Below are 15,693 nucleotides of genomic sequence, written 5' to 3' on the forward strand. Positions count from 1 at the left end.
ATTTAAATGCGTGATCGTAATAAGGATGGTCAATATCGTCAGAAGCGTGCAGACACAAAGGTTGGGAATATCGAAGCTAAGTATGGGGTTGATTTTGGGGTTCGAAGTGACATGGAGCTTGGGACCTTAAGAAAACAGCATGGCGACAAATCACTGACTCAAATTCTAAAAGATCAAAACAAATAACAACATAGGGGGAGTGACTGTTGGCTCCCCTTTCTTTAATAAAATGACAGCAAGAAACGCATAAGGTTCGCATAACAACCAATAAGGGAGTCATAATGTATGCCTCAGATAATAAATCAAGTAACCAAGTTAGCAGTTCGTAAATAGTTATATACTCATGTTACTGATTAAGCTTAGAAGAAGCGATACCATTATTGATGGGAAGAGTAATAAATAAGAACATTAAAGAATTACTCCAACGTGTTAAATGCCTTTGCTTAATTTGATGAACATGTAAATTTTGAAAAATTAATAATTGAACATGTTTTCCTTAGATAATAAGATTGATTAAAAAATTATATTGGAGAATGAATAATTTACAGAACAAAGTAATGAAATCCACATTATGATTAGTGAAAGGAGAATAGTAAATGAGTCATTTCTCAGAAAGATATAATGATCTACGTTATACTATTTCGACTGATGGAACGCTTGGACTGAGGAATGCTCAAATAGGCGCTATTCATGCGATTGCTTCATTTAATACTTTGCAGAAAAAAATCGCTGGTATAGTTGTCATGCCAACAGGATCAGGAAAGACGGCCGTTTTAATGATGGCACCATATATCACGAATAGCATGAAAGTTTTAATTGTAACACCAAGTGTCATGGTTCGTGGACAAATCTTTAACGACTTTTCAGAGCTTAAAACACTGAAAAAGGCTTTGGTTTTTACGAATGAAATTACTCCGCCAGCTGTTTATGAACTGAAAAATAAATATTCTATTGAACTTCAATCTACTGTTGAAGCTGCAGATGTTATTATTGCAACTCCTCAATGCGCATTGTCCTTATCTGAAAGTGATATTAGTAATTTATTTGATTTAGTATTAATAGATGAGGCGCATCATGTACCGGCACTTACATGGCAACAGATCCTTATAAACATGAAGGAATCGAACCATTTTTTATTCACTGCTACGCCTTTTCGCATGGATCGTAAAGAGATCAAGGGCGAAATTTTATATACTTATCCGTTGTCAATGGCTCACCGTGATGGTATTTTTGGTGAAATTCTTTACATCCCGATTGATGAGGCACCTGAAAAAGATAAACTCATTGCAAAAGAAGCAGAACGTTTATTTCTAAACGATAGACAGCAAGGATACGATCATTACCTTATGGTGAGAACTGATACTAAAGAGAAGGCTAAATACCTAGAACATCTTTACAAAACCGAAACAGCTTTAACTTTAAAACGCATAGATAGCTCTATGTCTTTCAGGACTGTAGAACTGAGTATTAGCGCATTAAAAGAAAGAAAGATTGATGGAATCATTTGTGTTGATATGTTAGGAGAAGGATTTGACTTCCCTAATTTGAAAATAGCTGCTATTCATGATCCTCATAAATCTCTTGCTAATACTCTCCAGTTCATTGGCAGATTTGCACGAACAAATGCTGAAAATATTGGTGTTGCAAAATTTATTGCCATGAATGATGAAGAATTGATGGTGGAAAATTTCAAGCTTTTTTCTAGTGATGCTATTTGGCAAGAAATAATAGTGGACCATGAGCGAGAGAACTATTCGCAAAGAAGAAGAAGTAAAAAAAAATCTAAGCGAGTACGTTCGAGATGACGGTTTAACTATGTCAGAAGATATTATCACTTTGCATAGTTTAAGACCTAATTGCCATGCGAAAGTTTATCATATATCGGGTTTTGATATTAACGGGGATTTCCCAAAAATATGTCGTGTGGGAGAGAATATCTATAGAAATCCTGCGGATAATACGGTGATAGGCATTGGAACATTAAAAAATCGTCCGAAATGGTCTGATACCGACCAAGTGTTGGACATTCAAAATTTTCTCTTCATTGTACATTACCAAAAAGAAACATCGCTGCTCTTTATATATTCACAAATGAAAAGCGAAATGGATTATCAATTGATAGCAGAAGCATTCACTACCAGTTATGACAAAATTCCAAGGAATGAAATTCATCGCGTATTAGGTGAGTTGCAAGAATTCGAAATGTTTAACACCGGTATGCAAAGTAGATTCGCGGAGACTGGTGAGTCATATCGTATCTATGCTGGTTCAAATGTAGCATCTGCGATCAATCCGGTTACCGGAAAAATGTACTCAGCAGGACATGTGTTTTGCAAAGCGGTTGCAGAAGCTGGATCAATTACTATCGGTTATAGTAGTGGATCGAAAATATGGAGCAGCTCATATGTAGTAATACCAGAATACATTAAATGGTGTAATTCGTATGGGGCTAAAATTGCTAATGAAAAAATGGAAGTAAAGACTAACACTAATTATGATTTGATGCCATTGCCAAGGAGACTCATTAAATTCCCTGAAAAGATATTTTTTTGTTTTTTTTCTGACAGAACATATACATCACCACCAGCACTTATGTTGAGCGTAGATAAAGTATCTGAGATTATTCTTACAGATGCATCATTAGAAATTATATCTGTATCAGAGGAAGAAGTTATTATTGAAGTATGTTTATCTAAGCTTAGAGAAATAGTTGTTTACTGTGTTAATGGAACTTACTCTTCTCCGGAGCCTGCTATGCTATTGAAAGACGGTAAAAATAAAGTCTTACTAGCGGAATATCTTAATAATTATCCATTGGTTTTAAAAACAACTGATGACTCTGTAATAGAAGGGAATGAAATATGTTCTGGTGCACCCGACGCAATTGTTTTTTCTAGCAACAACATAAATAATATTGCCTGGGAAAAGTATGACACAGATATTAGATGTGAGTTTGGGCAAGCTACACCAGGTCAAATTTCTATTCAAGATGCATTAGATAAAATACTGATCGAACAAGATAATTTTGATTATATGCTCTATGATCATGGCTCAGGAGAAATAGCCGACTACATCACTATCAAAGAAACAGAGCACATGATTGAAGTTGTTCTTTTTCATGTAAAAGCGATGGGAGGAAAAAAATTTAACGGAGATTTAGGCGATATTTATGAAGTCACACAACAAGCAATAAAATCAACAATATGGTTAAAATCGAGGGGGACTTTATTGGATAAAATAAAAAGCCGTAGAAAAAGCAACCATGGCGTAATGAGAAAAGGCGAATTTAATAAACTCGAAAAATTAATGAAACAAAATAAGTTATTTACTGCTAAAATTATTATTGTTCAGCCAGCTATTAAGAAGAGTGTTGAACTACCTTCTAAATATCAAGAGGTGTTAGCGGCTACAAGTTATTATATTATTAATAGTGGCCGTGTAACTGAACTGGGTATATGGGGGAGTTAAACTCTTTCCAACTTGTAACAGTGTATCAAGTGCTGTATGAATATTACATTCTTAAAAAATTCAGTTATTCAAACCGATACAATGCAAATGACAGATGACAGCTTGATGATCCCTAGAATGGAATATATGGCCCAAAAAAATTTCAAAAGATTTGTATTAATCCTAGCCATTATTTTGGGTCACAGTTTAACAATAGCAGCGGCAGCTTAAGACTTTCTTTACCAGGTCTTAGACTGCCGCTGTTTTTTTATTCACAGATCAGTCCCCTACCACGTTACCCCCCAACCAAACAATAGCCCAAAAGAGTAGTTTGGGCCGTATTCACCAAGATGTAAGAAAGAATTGAGACTTTCATGAACGTTTGAAGGCAATAAGGTGACCGGAACCGTTTTACTTAAAATTAAAGATATAATAATTCAAAATATCTAACCGCTTGGATAAGGAGGCACTAACGTTATGGGCATCGATACTGTGCTGTGGAGCAGACTGGTGACAGGCTTGACACTAGGGTTCCACGTTATTTTCGCAACAATTGGCGTTGGGGTTCCGCTAATGATCGCCATTGCAGAATTCATGGGCATACGCAAAAAAGACGCTCACTACACGCTGATGGCCAAGCGATGGGCCCGCGGGTTTGTCATTTCTGTAGCCGTGGGCGTGGTGACAGGTACGGCGATTTCACTGCAGCTGGCCTTGGTCTGGCCGAATTTCATGAAGCTTGCCGGTAACGTGATTGCGCTTCCGCTATTTATGGAAGTATTTGCTTTCTTTTTTGAGGCGATCTTCCTGGGCATTTATCTCTATACCTGGGACCGCTTCAAAAAGCCGTATATCCACTGGCTCCTTACGATCCCGATTGTTGCCGGTGCCGGGATGTCCGCTGTGTTTATCACAACTGTAAACGGGTTCATGAATCAGCCTGAGGGCTTTGCCATGGCGGGAGGACAATTCACAGCTGTGAATCCGGTCGAGGCGATGCTGAATACAGCGACGTTCTCCAAGGTGTTCCATGTCTTAAGCTCAGCCTATCTGACCGGGGCCGCACTGCTGGCAGGCATAGCCGCGTTTGCACTCCTGAGGAAGGGCGCCTCGGAATACCATAAAAAAGCGCTGAAGCTGATGATGGCCGTAGTGATGGTGTTTGGACTGCTGAACGCACTTGCTGGAGATGTATCTGCGAAATTTTTGGCGGAGCATCAGCCGGAGAAGCTGGCAGCGGCAGAGTGGCATTTTGAAACGGAGAGCGGAGCAGATCTGATTCTGTTAGGGTGGCTTAACGCAGAGCATGAGGTGCTGGGCGCACTGCACATTCCCAAATTTCTCAGCTTCCTCGCCTTTGGCGATTTCAATGCAGAGGTAACCGGTCTGAATGAATTTCCTGCGGATGAGCGGCCGCCGCTCCTGGTTCATTATTTGTTTGATCTAATGGTCGGTATAGGGTTCGCTCTATTAGGTATTTCATTCCTGTATTTCCTGTTTGTATTCTGGAAAAAACGCAATGAGCATAACAAATGGCTGCTTCGCGCGATCGCATTAGGGGCGCCGCTTGCTTTTTTGGGAGTCGAGCTGGGATGGTTTTACGCTGAAATCGGGCGCCAGCCCTGGATCTTAAGGGGATACATGCGTGTAGAAGAGGGGGCTACGGCATCACCGAGTGTGAGAATCCTGTTTTTTGTATTCCTGTTGCTGTACATCCTGTTAGGCACTGTCTGTGTTCTTGTGCTGCGGCGCATGTTCAAGGACAATCCGGCAGAAACCGAGATGGAGAAGTGGAATCAGCCTCCCGGCGACAAATCAACAGCAAGGGGTGAGCGCGCAAAATGAGTTATGAGCTGATTGGAATTTCAGTGCTCTGGCTGTTTTTATACGGCTATTTAATTGTGGCCTCCATTGATTTTGGAGCCGGGTTCTTTGCCTTTTATGCCCGGCTGACGAAGCAGGATCATCTGATCAACCGTCTGATCTCCCGCTACCTATCGCCTGTCTGGGAGATTACGAATGTGTTTTTCGTCTTTTTTTACATTGGACTTGTCGGCTTTTTCCCGGACACCGCTTATTATTACGGCTCGGCGCTGCTAGTTCCGGGAAGTATTGCTGTTATCCTCATCGCGATCCGCGGTTCGTTCTATGCGTTCGAGAATTACGGCTCCAAAAATAACATCGTATATCTGTTTCTGTATGGCGCTTCGGGCCTGCTAATTCCCGCATCCTTGTCCGTGGCGCTTACCCTGTCGGAAGGCGGCTTTATCTTTAAGCAAGGGGAGACCGTGTCTCTGGATTACTGGACCTTGTTCACGAACCCCTTATCCTGGAGCATTGTAGGCTTGGCGATTGTATCCGTGCTGTTCATCAGCGCCTCCTTCTTGGCTTTTTATGCTTCCCGGGCTGAGGATCATAATGCACTGAAGCTTATGCGTACTTATGCGCTGTTCTGGAGCACGCCGACGATTGTGATCGCGCTGACGGCCTTTATTTATTTGGGCCAGCACAATGAGCGGCATTTTCAAAATATGATGGATCTATGGTGGCTGCTTGCGCTGTCCGTAGCGTTCTTCATGCTTGCCATGTGGCTGCTATACAGCGGACGCCGTTACGGCTTGGCATTCATAAGCATCATGCTGCAATTTCTCTGCGCCTTCTTCGCTTACGGCATCGGGCAGTATCCTTATATTCTGGACCCGTTCATTACGATCGGGAACAGCATCACTTCACCGGCCATGGGCCTGGCGCTGGTCATTGTGTTCATCGGCGGGATGTGCTTGCTGATTCCTTCCCTGATTCTGGTGTTCAAGCTGTTTCTCTTTGACGCAGATTATGTGAAAGGAAAGAAATAAATGAACAAGACAACAAGCCTGATCGCTGAGCAAATGTCTAGGCAACGCAAACGATTGGTTATGCTGACCCTCCTGTCGCTCCTGCTCGGCATTGCGATCGTAAGTCAGGCCGGGCTGCTGGCGGAAGCGGTCCAGCGGGTGTTCGTGGAGAAGGCTTCCTTATCCTCGGTTGCTCTGCTGCTCGCTCTTCTGCTGTCAGTGATGGCGATCCGCAGTTTACTGTTATACGCAAACGGAAAAGTTGGCCTAACTATGGCTGCCGCCGCTAAGGCAAATATGCGTTCAGCCGTGCTGCAGAAGCTTACCCATGCGTCCATACCTTCAACACTGCGGGGGCAGACGGGAGGAAAGGTCAGTGTGGCGCTGGACGCAGTGGACGAGACGGACAGTTACTTCAGTCAATACATGCCGCGGATGGCCGAAGCAGCGATCATCCCGGTTCTGATTCTGGCCGTTACCTTTACCTTACATGCGAATACCGGCTTCATTCTGCTGTTTACGGCACCGTTCATCCCGCTGTTTATGATTCTGGTGGGACTGCAAACGAAGAATAAATCCGAAGAAAAATATGCGCAGCTCGCAGAATTCTCCGGCACCTTCCTGGATTCGCTTCAAGGGCTGGTGACCTTAAAAATTTTCGGACAATCCCGCCGCCAGCAGCAGCAGATTGAGCGCAGCAGCCTGGGTTACCGTGATGCGACCATGGATATTTTGAAGGTTGCCTTTACGAATACGTTTATGCTGGAATCGATCGTCATGCTGGGCATCGGGATTGTTGCTCTTGAATTGGCTATTCAACTGCTCGTTTTCAAATCCATGCCGTTCCACACAGCTTTTCTTGTCCTGCTGCTTGTTCCCGAGTTCTTTAACCTGCTCAAGAATACAGGAACCGCTTTTCACAGCGGGCGGACCAGTATGGGGGCGGTCCGTAAGGTGGAGCAGATGCTTGCGGAAATAGGCGGCGGTACCGGCACACAGCCGGACGGGGGAGGGCAGTCCTCAGCCAAGCTGCTCAAGCTGCCGCCATCCATTGCGCTCAATGGTGTACATTTCCACTATGCACCCGGTTCATTCGAGCTTAAGGCTGGGTCTGTCTCCATAGAACCCGGACAGCATGTTGCCATCGTCGGCCACAGCGGCTCGGGCAAAACAACCTTACTCCATCTCATTGCCGGGCTTTTGAAGCCGGTATCAGGGACAGTGACGGTGAACGGAAGCCCGCTGACAGCGTGGGAGGAAGACTCGTGGTTTGAGCAGGTCAGCTACATTACTCAGCATCCCTATATTTTTGCCGGTACCTTTGCTGAGAATATCGCCATCGGCGCCGGACGTGAGGTCTCCAGGGAAGAAATCAGGCAGGCCGCAGAGGAAGCGGGACTTGCAGCGCTGGTTGCCGGACTGGAGCAGGGACTGGACACCCATGTCGGGGAGGGCGGCAGGGGATTGTCGGGAGGGGAAAAGCAACGTCTTGCTTTAGCGCGGGCATTCTTGAAACGTCCGGCCCTGATCTTGTTCGATGAGCCTACAGTAGGTCTCGACTTGCAGACCGAACAAATCCTGCAAAGCTCCATAACAGCGCTGGCCCAAAAGGCCACGATGATCACAGTCGCACACCGGTTATACACGATCCGGCAAGCGGATAATATTTTGTTTATGGACCATGGAGTATTAGCAGCGGCCGGACCTCACGACGAGCTCCTTGAACGTATGCCTCAATATGCCGAGATGGTTGATATGCAGCGAAAAGGAGGGTCAGCATGAATGAACTGGCGATTTTGTCCAAGGCCATGATAGCGGAGCGTAAGGATATTCTCCTGTCGATTCTGGGAGGGTTTATTGCCGGCGCAGCCGGTGTGGCCCTCTTCTCCGCGAGCGGATATCTGATTTCACAGACGGTCTTCATGCCGCCGCTCTACACCCTGATCGTACTGACCTCGCTGGTCAAGCTGCTGGGTTTGCTCCGGGCGGCAAGCCGTTACGGAGAACGCCTGTATTCGCACAGAGCAACCTTTTCCATGCTTAGCCGTTTGCGCACAGGCTTTTTTGCCAGGCTGATCCCGTTAACGCCCGGTATCTTGAACAAGAACCGCAGCGGAGATCTGCTTGCACGGATTGTCGGGGATGTAGAGAGCCTGCAGAATTATTTTTTGCGTGTTGCTTATCCGCCGGTTATCGTCATCACGGTATTTCTGGCAACTATGGTGTTCAGTGCTTCTTATTCATTCTGGATGGCTTGCTTGTTTGTAACAGGAATGCTGCTGACTGCATGGGTTGTACCGGGAATCGTATTGATGGGCCAGCGGACGGTACACGGCCGTGTCCGTAAGCAGCGGGCGCTGCTGTCAACGGAAGTCACCGAAGTATTGTATGGCTACCGTGATCTGAAGGTGTACGGGCAATTGCCGCAGCGGGAGCAGCAGCTTCAGGCGGCTTCGGCAGCACTGACAGCAGAGCAGCAGCGTGCAGCAGGTCATCTGTTACGCGGACAGGCGATGCACACCTTTGTAACCTTTTTTATATCGTGGGGTGTACTGACGCTAGGGGCCTATCTAATTATGGAAGGTGCGCTGGCAGGCGTATTCTTAGCGATGCTTGTTATGGCCTCACAGACGGTGTTCGAAGAAGCAGCGGCCATGGCTACTTTACCAGCCTATAAGCAAGACAGTGAGCACGCGGCCAAAAGGCTGACTGAAACCGTATTGACTTCCGGTGATTTACCTGTGCAGCCGGGCCGCACCCTGGCGGCAGGAGAGCCTGTTTCGGTAGAGCTGTCCGGCGTTACATTCCAATATGAAGACGAGTGGCGGCCCGCGCTGACGGAAGTGTCACTACACCTCCCGGCCGGCTCCCGAACGGCTGTGGTTGGACCAAGCGGATCCGGCAAATCCACCCTGATCGATCTGCTGCTCAAGCTGCGTACGCCTGCATCTGGAGCCATACGTTTTAACGGCATTTCGGTACAAGAGCTGGATGAGTCAGGCATTTGGGAAGCCTCAAATGTCGTATTGCAGCAAAGCCATTTTTTCCGCGGAACGGTCCGTGATAACTTGCTGCTGAATGGAGAAGAACAGTCTGACGAAGTATTGTTAGTAGCTCTAGCTAAGGCCCAATTGCCGGATATGGCATTAACCGATGTTGTATTCGAAAAAGGAGAGAACCTGTCCGACGGCGAGAAGCAGCGTCTGGCTCTGGCCCGGGTCATGCTCCGCAAAGGGCGGTTATGGCTGCTGGATGAACCTACATCTTCGCTGGATTATGTCACGGAAGGGCGCGTATTAACCCATCTCTACGAACAGTCCGCCGGAGATACCTTACTGCTCATTTGCCACCGGCTTACCGGCCTGGAAGGGATGGACAGGATTATCGTCATGGAGCAGGGCAGGGTGATCGAAACGGGTTCATATGCGGAGCTAATGGAACAAGAGGGCTACTTGTACCGGATGAAGCAGATTGAGCTGCAGATGATTGGAGAGCAATAGTGAATTCTCATTTACATTTACACGACAGCATGTAATTTGATGCTGTCGTGTTTTAAGTTTAATTAAAATGATTTTGAATTTAAGTAATCGTAAAGGGGCTGTGGATTCCAGATTTGAGCTTCAATGTATTCAATGTAAGGGCCCATACCTTCCCAAAGTGCAGTTCTGCCTTTATCCTCTGGTGCACCGTAAATATCCGCTAACATAGCTAAGTCTGAGAGAGTAAAGATTCTCCCATGATACTGTGATTGATAATGAGCAGATTCCTTATCTGCCCCTAGCCAATAGGTAACCATGCTATCGGGATAAGTGAAGCTTATATCCTGGTGCGAAAAAACACTGAGCGGAACACGGATTCTGCTTAATTCAAGGGCAGACAAGTGATCTTCCATCCATTGAGAGTAGCCCAGCACTGCGTAGAGTGGATAATTTTCTTGGGGATTTCCCCCTTGTTCTATGAATTCACTCATTACCCATTGTTCAGCTTGCCGTCTATTATGTAAATATTGAGCAGGTTCCTTGAATCTATCGGCTACCGGGTTATCCACATATAAAGTCTCCATAACTTGAATTGCATCAGAATCACTTAATGCGGTTAGGCTGCGGAATGGTGTATCACCCTGTCTATAATAATGAGTCAGAAATGTAATCATGTTTCTCCTCTTCAGTAATTATTTTTTGGAAAGTGCACTACATTTCAATACATAATACATTTCCTCAAGCATGACTATCGCGTCGTCAATGGTTAGTTCCTGCGAGTTCATGTGGATCATAACTCCAATTCCGAGCCAATATGCCGAAAGCTTCTTGAACATTTCCCGGGTTTTTATTGTGCTCATCGTGCATAGCTGAGGATCTAACTGAAGAAACGCCTGATAGATCTCTTCTGAGAGCAGGTCATCATTATTCTTGGTGTAGTCACTGCTGTACTCAGATAAAAATAATAATCGGAACAGATGCTTCTCTGCTTGAGCAAAAAATAAACAACCTACTGCCAGGTTCATTGCGGGTTCATTCTTCTCATTGCTGTATTGTTTGATCTCATTTAATGCGAAATCAACAATACGCTTGTATACGTCTTCCTTGACCTCTTCCATACTTTTGTACAATCGATAGACAGGTTGAGTAGAGCATTTTAGCTTTACCGCGATATTTCTGGCTGTCAGCACCTCGAATCCGGCTTGGCGGGTTAGTTCGAATGCTGTAAGGGAGATCTGTTCTCTAGTAACTTCTGCTTTTGGCGGTATTTTTCTCAACTCCTTCAACTGAAACTAAAAATAACAACTGTTATGTAACGTATGTTATTACCACTTCAATCAATTGTCAATCCCTGTAATCCAACAGGTTGTAGATTTCCTGAATTATAGTTATATTTTAGGAAATGATGAAGGAGAGAATGAATGAGATTATGCTTAAGCAAGCCATGAAATACATCGCTATTTTATACAAATATGCTCCCTATCTGATCATCTTGAAGTTCTTACAAATCCTGCTGCTTGCTCTGACTACTCCACTGACGCTATACATAACACAGCATCTGATTGATTCTTTACAAGGTTATATCAATAATGGTGTTCCGCTGAATCAGCTTGTCCAATGGGGAGCAGCCTTGGTAGCTACCTTGCTCTTCACAGCGAATAGCACCTTCATGGACAGTATGATTACCCTACGCTTAAGAAGTAAGCTGAACAAGGATTTTATGGAAGAAATTGTGGAGAAATTTAACCGGATAGAGTACTCCTGCTACGAGGATTCCAAGGTACAGGATTATTTGAATAAGATGGGAAATCACCCGGATGAGAAGATTCTGGAGGTGCTGATCCAGACCTTAACGATGATATCGCAGCTGGTCAGCTTAGTGAGCTTGATGGCTATCTTTTTACAGGTATCGGGCTGGTTTACTGTGGCCTTCTTGATAATCTTCACACTAATGGTAGTACTGAACTTCAAAGCGATGAAAATGATGAACGGGCTGTTTACCAGCCAATCCCGGGAGGAGCGGGAATTATCCTATCTGGGGGGACTGCTTAGTGATAAAAGATCCCTGCTTGAACTCAAGGTATTTGGTGCGGTCGGATACATACAGAGTAAATGGAAACAAAAATCGGAAAAGGTGCTAAAAGAGCGGTTGATGACGACGATAAAGTCTCATCGCTATTTTGCTGCCAGCAGCTTTTTACTACTGATGTGGATCGGATTAGTAATCTTTGAGCTGATATATGGAGTCATGGAACGACGGGTTTCTGTCGGGTTGTTCGTTTCTTTGATTGGAGCATCCGGCAGTATTCTGGGAATTGCAGATGATCTGTCATTATTGTTCTCCCGGCTGTCTCATCGTTGTATGGAGATTATGCATTATGAAATGTTCATGCGGCTTCCAGAGCGGCACAATACCGCTTTATCCGGACATTCTGCGACGCTCAACTCTGCAGCTCATCCGTTCATAGAATTTAAAGATATTTGTTTTACCTATCCGGGGACTGCAGAGCAGGTGCTGAAGAAGGTCTCCTTCACCATTCATCAGCATGAACATATTACTTTGGTTGGAGGGAATGGGGCCGGTAAATCGACAATTGTAAAGCTGTTAATGAAGCTGTATGTTCCAGATCGCGGAGAGATATTGATAGATGGTGTACCCTTGAACCAGATCAGTCAAGAAAATCTTAGAAACAGTATAGGGATTATCTTTCAGGATTACGGCAAGTATTCATTGACTCTTCGAGAGAATATCGCTTTTGGCAACATCGCCAAAATAGGAAATGACAATGACCTTAGAGGCGCTTTGACCAAGGCAGCACCCGATGGGTTTCTGTCTGATTTGGATACGGCTTTAGGGAAAATTGCGGAGAACGGTATAGATCTGTCTGGAGGACAATGGCAGAAGATTGCCATGGCCCGTGCTTATCTGGCAGATTGCCCTTTCATGATTATGGATGAACCGACAGCGGCATTAGATCCGGTGGCTGAAAGTGAATTGTACGCAACTTTTAGAGATATGATGGGGGAGAAGGGTTGCTTATTTATCTCTCATCGTCTGGCGAGCGCCAGGTTCTCTGACCGTATCTTAGTGCTACAAGACGGTGCTATTGCGGAAGACGGAACTCACGAACACTTAATCAGTCAGAAGGGTATGTATGCAAATCTATGGAGCAAGCAAAGCTCTTGGTATAGGGACAGTGATAACCATGAAGGATAGATACACACCGCTGGTGATTGTGCTCAGAGTATACAAACAAACGTTAAAGGCTGCTCCTTGGTCAGGGGTTTTGTCTCCGCTGTATTATTTGCTCGAGGGCATTTTTCCGGTATTTATAACGATAATTTCAGCCGGTCTTTTTAACGAGGTTTATTCTTATTCGCAGGGAAAAACGGAGGGGTATCCTCTTTATTTCTATGGAGGAGTTCTGCTGGCAGGCTATGTATTAAAGCAAATCCTTCAGTTTATCTCTAATATCACGATCAATGCCGGGGTCTATGAACGATGCACAGATTATCATAAACAGGCTATAGCACATAAGAGCTCCCGGTTACCGCTGATCCTGTATGAGGACTCCGAGACCATGAACATCAAAGCTAGAGCTATGGACTGTGTAAACCGTGAAATTCTAAGTCAAATTTATATGTCATCTGCGGTATTTGCTACAAGCGCTATCAGTATTATTTCATTGGTGTCTGTGCTTGCCAGCTACAATCTGCTGTTTATTCTGTTGTCTTTGTTGACAGTCATGCCCTACTTTATTGCGAGAAGGCTGCGTGGTAAGGATTTCTATGCGCTGAAGAAGAGACAAACCAAACGAGTCCGCTATAGGGATTACTTGTGGGAAATGTTCAATGATAAGACCGCAGTGAAAGAAATGCGAACTATGGGGTTCGACCAGTACTTAAGAGAGCAATTCAAAGAAACAAGAGTTGAGATAGATAAGGAGTTATGGGAATTCAGTAAAAAGGATGCATTATCTTTGCTATTCTGCGATACGATTCGTGGCATTGGTTATACGGCGAGTGTCGTTCTCGCACTGGTCCTAACCGTATCCGGTGAGATTAACATAGGCTTGTTCGGAGCAAGCATCGGGGCTTTCTTATCCGTACAGAATGAAACGAAAAAGTTCTTAATGGATCTGGGCAGCCTTCCTGAGAAAATAGCCTTTGCCAAGGATTATTATGCTTTTTTGGACTTACCTGAAGAGCGTAAAGGATCAGTGCAAAAAGAAAGTCTTACAGAAAACATAAAGCTGAAGCAGCTTGAATTTACTTATCCTAACGCAGGTCGCAAAACGATTAAAGGAGTTAACCTGGAAATTCATAAAGGTGAGAAGATAGCGGTTATAGGTGAAAATGGAAGCGGGAAAACAACGCTCTCGAAGTTGATTTTGGGACTATACCCCGTTCAGCGCGGTGCAGTTACCTATGATGGAGAAGCCTTAGAGGGTCTGAATCAGGAGGCTCTTTTCCAAATGATCTCTATCATTCCACAGGATTTCATGAGATATTCACTTACTCTGAGAGAGAATATCTGTATATCGGATTTGGCGAGGTCTGATACTGACCGTGATATCTTGGAGGTGCTGGAAATGGTTAAGCTGGATATTGATCCTTCCGGACTCAATCGTACACTAGGGAGAGAATTCGATGGACTGGAGCTTTCGGGCGGACAATGGCAGAAACTCTCCATTGCGAGGGGATTATTCAAGAGGAGTGAGATTATCGTAATGGATGAGCCGACTAGCGCATTGGACCCGCTGATTGAGAATGAGATCCTGATGAATTTTCTCACAGTGGCACAGGACAAGACGGCAATTATCGTCTCCCACCGGACCGGCTTGTGCCGGCATGTGGATAGAATAGTAGTAATGAAGGCCGGTGAGATCGTCGAAGTCGGCAGCCACAGTGAGCTGATCCAGAGAGAGGGCGAGTATACAAGGCTGTATACAACGCAAGAGCAATGGTATGTTTAGATTTGAGCAGAACGTAATAACCGGTACCTGCCCGCAGGCATTCCATAGTGTGTCTTAAAGGCTGAGCAAAATTGCTCAAGCGACGAATAACCGACCGTTTCTGCGATATGGCTGATGGTCATGGCGGTCATGGTCAGGTAATGAGAAGCTGCATTTAACCGGGCTATGGTCCGTTTCCGGGTAAAGGTCATGCCGTAAAATTGTCTGATCGTTCTTTCCGTCTGTCTGACGCTCAAGCCCAATGTGTCCGCCAGCGCTTGTACGGTAATAAAGCGGTATTGGTACAGAAAGCTGTGTTCAATGGCAGCCAGCCGGGTATCGTCGAGCGTCTGCAGCGGTGCCTGTGAGATGGAAGCGGCCGGCTGGTCACCCATATAATTCCGGATCAGCTTGACGACAATCTGTTCAAGAATCGTGCTTACATACCGGTGATAGCCGATGAATTTGCGGGTAGTCTCGAAGGAGAGCTGCTCAAACAATGGCATCAGGTTTTGTGTATCCTGGCCGATCCAGAATGGTGTCTGTGCGAATGTTCCGGTGATGCTATCAAGCTCCTGATCCCGGGCAGGCTTGTTTTCCAGCAGCTCGAAGCAGATACAGTACTCCGACATGGGGTCCGAAGGATTCGTAATCTGCTCGTGGACGACATCCGGTCCTGTCATGAACAAGGTACCCGGGACGACCGGATAACTGTGCCCGTTCGCGATCAGCGTACCTTGCCCTTCCGGGACATAATGCAGTTCATAGCTTCGTTTGCTGTGGATATGCTCGGGAAAAGAACGGTGAAACGTGCCGAACAGTATATAGGGCACATTCAGTGTTAGTCCTCCGACAGTAATCCGCAAATTCATATTCTCCAGGTGGATCGGCGGTAAATTCATGGGTTATCCGCTCCTCATTGCCGCTTGTGCCCCTATTATAACAGATCTGCGAAATTGCGACATGCGAAGCGGGAAT

Annotated in this window: 12 protein-coding genes; 9 read left to right on the forward strand and 3 right to left on the reverse strand. The window is 45.2% G+C overall.

The features are described from left to right. Positions 1–6 precede the first annotated feature (6 nt). The 7 genes from NSS83_RS32060 (at position 7) to cydC (ending at position 9,781) form a co-directional block, all read left to right on the forward strand. Positions 7–186 carry a hypothetical protein gene (locus tag NSS83_RS32060; RefSeq protein ID WP_341186642.1) on the forward strand — a complete coding sequence of 60 codons (180 nt, stop codon included), beginning with the start codon at positions 7–9 and terminating at the stop codon, positions 184–186. Between the two features lie 410 nt (positions 187–596). Then, positions 597–1,805, forward strand: coding sequence for a DEAD/DEAH box helicase family protein (locus tag NSS83_RS32065; protein ID WP_341186641.1), 1,209 nt, complete (start codon positions 597–599; stop codon positions 1,803–1,805). Beyond that, positions 1,738–3,468 carry a hypothetical protein gene (locus tag NSS83_RS32070; RefSeq protein ID WP_341186640.1) on the forward strand — a complete coding sequence of 577 codons (1,731 nt, stop codon included), beginning with the start codon at positions 1,738–1,740 and terminating at the stop codon, positions 3,466–3,468. Before NSS83_RS32065 ends, NSS83_RS32070 begins: the two co-directional genes overlap by 68 nt. A 456-nt stretch (positions 3,469–3,924) precedes the next feature. Then, positions 3,925–5,292: a cytochrome ubiquinol oxidase subunit I gene (locus NSS83_RS32075; RefSeq protein WP_341186638.1), complete on the forward strand. Its 1,368-nt coding sequence runs from the start codon at positions 3,925–3,927 to the stop codon at positions 5,290–5,292. After that, positions 5,289–6,302 carry a cytochrome d ubiquinol oxidase subunit II gene (locus NSS83_RS32080; RefSeq protein ID WP_341186637.1) on the forward strand — a complete coding sequence of 338 codons (1,014 nt, stop codon included), beginning with the start codon at positions 5,289–5,291 and terminating at the stop codon, positions 6,300–6,302. Before NSS83_RS32075 ends, NSS83_RS32080 begins: the two co-directional genes overlap by 4 nt. Next, the gene (cydD, locus tag NSS83_RS32085) at positions 6,303–8,063 is read left to right on the forward strand and encodes a thiol reductant ABC exporter subunit CydD (protein ID WP_341186636.1); all 1,761 of its coding nucleotides are present in this window, start codon (positions 6,303–6,305) and stop codon (positions 8,061–8,063) included. Continuing rightward, a complete protein-coding gene (cydC, locus tag NSS83_RS32090) occupies positions 8,060–9,781 on the forward strand; it encodes a thiol reductant ABC exporter subunit CydC (RefSeq protein ID WP_341186635.1) in 1,722 nt (573 codons plus the stop codon). Before cydD ends, cydC begins: the two co-directional genes overlap by 4 nt. Before the next feature lie 62 nt (positions 9,782–9,843). Here the strand turns inward: cydC and NSS83_RS32095 are convergent, their stop codons facing one another. Together NSS83_RS32095 and NSS83_RS32100 are read right to left on the reverse strand one after the other, a co-directional pair. After that, positions 9,844–10,434, reverse strand: a complete 591-nt coding sequence (locus tag NSS83_RS32095) for a hypothetical protein (RefSeq protein WP_341186634.1) — start codon at positions 10,432–10,434, stop codon at positions 9,844–9,846. Between the two features lie 18 nt (positions 10,435–10,452). Next, positions 10,453–11,037 (reverse strand): TetR/AcrR family transcriptional regulator, encoded by a 585-nt coding sequence (locus NSS83_RS32100; protein WP_341347301.1) that lies wholly within the window; start codon positions 11,035–11,037, stop codon positions 10,453–10,455. 140 nt (positions 11,038–11,177) lie between these two features. On the opposite strand from NSS83_RS32100, the gene NSS83_RS32105 reads away from it, so the two are divergent. Continuing rightward, complete coding sequence (locus NSS83_RS32105; protein WP_341347302.1) at positions 11,178–12,977, forward strand: ABC transporter ATP-binding protein; 1,800 nt, start codon at positions 11,178–11,180, stop codon at positions 12,975–12,977. After that, positions 12,916–14,736 (forward strand): ABC transporter ATP-binding protein, encoded by a 1,821-nt coding sequence (locus NSS83_RS32110; protein ID WP_341347303.1) that lies wholly within the window; start codon positions 12,916–12,918, stop codon positions 14,734–14,736. The genes NSS83_RS32105 and NSS83_RS32110 overlap by 62 nt, the downstream gene beginning before the upstream one ends. Here NSS83_RS32110 and NSS83_RS32115 read toward each other — a convergent pair. Continuing rightward, a complete protein-coding gene (locus NSS83_RS32115; protein ID WP_341347304.1) occupies positions 14,733–15,617 on the reverse strand; it encodes an AraC family transcriptional regulator in 885 nt (294 codons plus the stop codon). The genes NSS83_RS32110 and NSS83_RS32115 overlap by 4 nt on opposite strands. Positions 15,618–15,693: the final 76 nt, after the last annotated feature.

It is taken from the genome of Paenibacillus sp. FSL H3-0469 (assembly GCF_038051945.1).
GTDB lineage: Bacteria > Bacillota > Bacilli > Paenibacillales > Paenibacillaceae > Paenibacillus_AQ.

Bases quoted from the DNA above. Each gene is read 5' to 3' on its own strand.
- NSS83_RS32060 (WP_341186642.1), top strand. From the start codon at position 7: ATGCGTGATCGTAATAAGGATGGTCAATATCGTCAGAAGCGTGCAGAC.
- NSS83_RS32065 (WP_341186641.1), top strand. From the start codon at position 597: ATGAGTCATTTCTCAGAAAGATATAATGATCTACGTTATACTATTTCG.
- NSS83_RS32070 (WP_341186640.1), top strand. From the start codon at position 1,738: ATGAGCGAGAGAACTATTCGCAAAGAAGAAGAAGTAAAAAAAAATCTA.
- NSS83_RS32075 (WP_341186638.1), top strand. From the start codon at position 3,925: ATGGGCATCGATACTGTGCTGTGGAGCAGACTGGTGACAGGCTTGACA.
- NSS83_RS32080 (WP_341186637.1), top strand. From the start codon at position 5,289: ATGAGTTATGAGCTGATTGGAATTTCAGTGCTCTGGCTGTTTTTATAC.
- cydD (WP_341186636.1), top strand. From the start codon at position 6,303: ATGAACAAGACAACAAGCCTGATCGCTGAGCAAATGTCTAGGCAACGC.
- cydC (WP_341186635.1), top strand. From the start codon at position 8,060: ATGAATGAACTGGCGATTTTGTCCAAGGCCATGATAGCGGAGCGTAAG.
- NSS83_RS32095 (WP_341186634.1), bottom strand. From the start codon at position 10,434: ATGATTACATTTCTGACTCATTATTATAGACAGGGTGATACACCATTC.
- NSS83_RS32105 (WP_341347302.1), top strand. From the start codon at position 11,178: ATGAATGAGATTATGCTTAAGCAAGCCATGAAATACATCGCTATTTTA.
- NSS83_RS32110 (WP_341347303.1), top strand. From the start codon at position 12,916: ATGCAAATCTATGGAGCAAGCAAAGCTCTTGGTATAGGGACAGTGATA.
- NSS83_RS32115 (WP_341347304.1), bottom strand. From the start codon at position 15,617: ATGAATTTACCGCCGATCCACCTGGAGAATATGAATTTGCGGATTACT.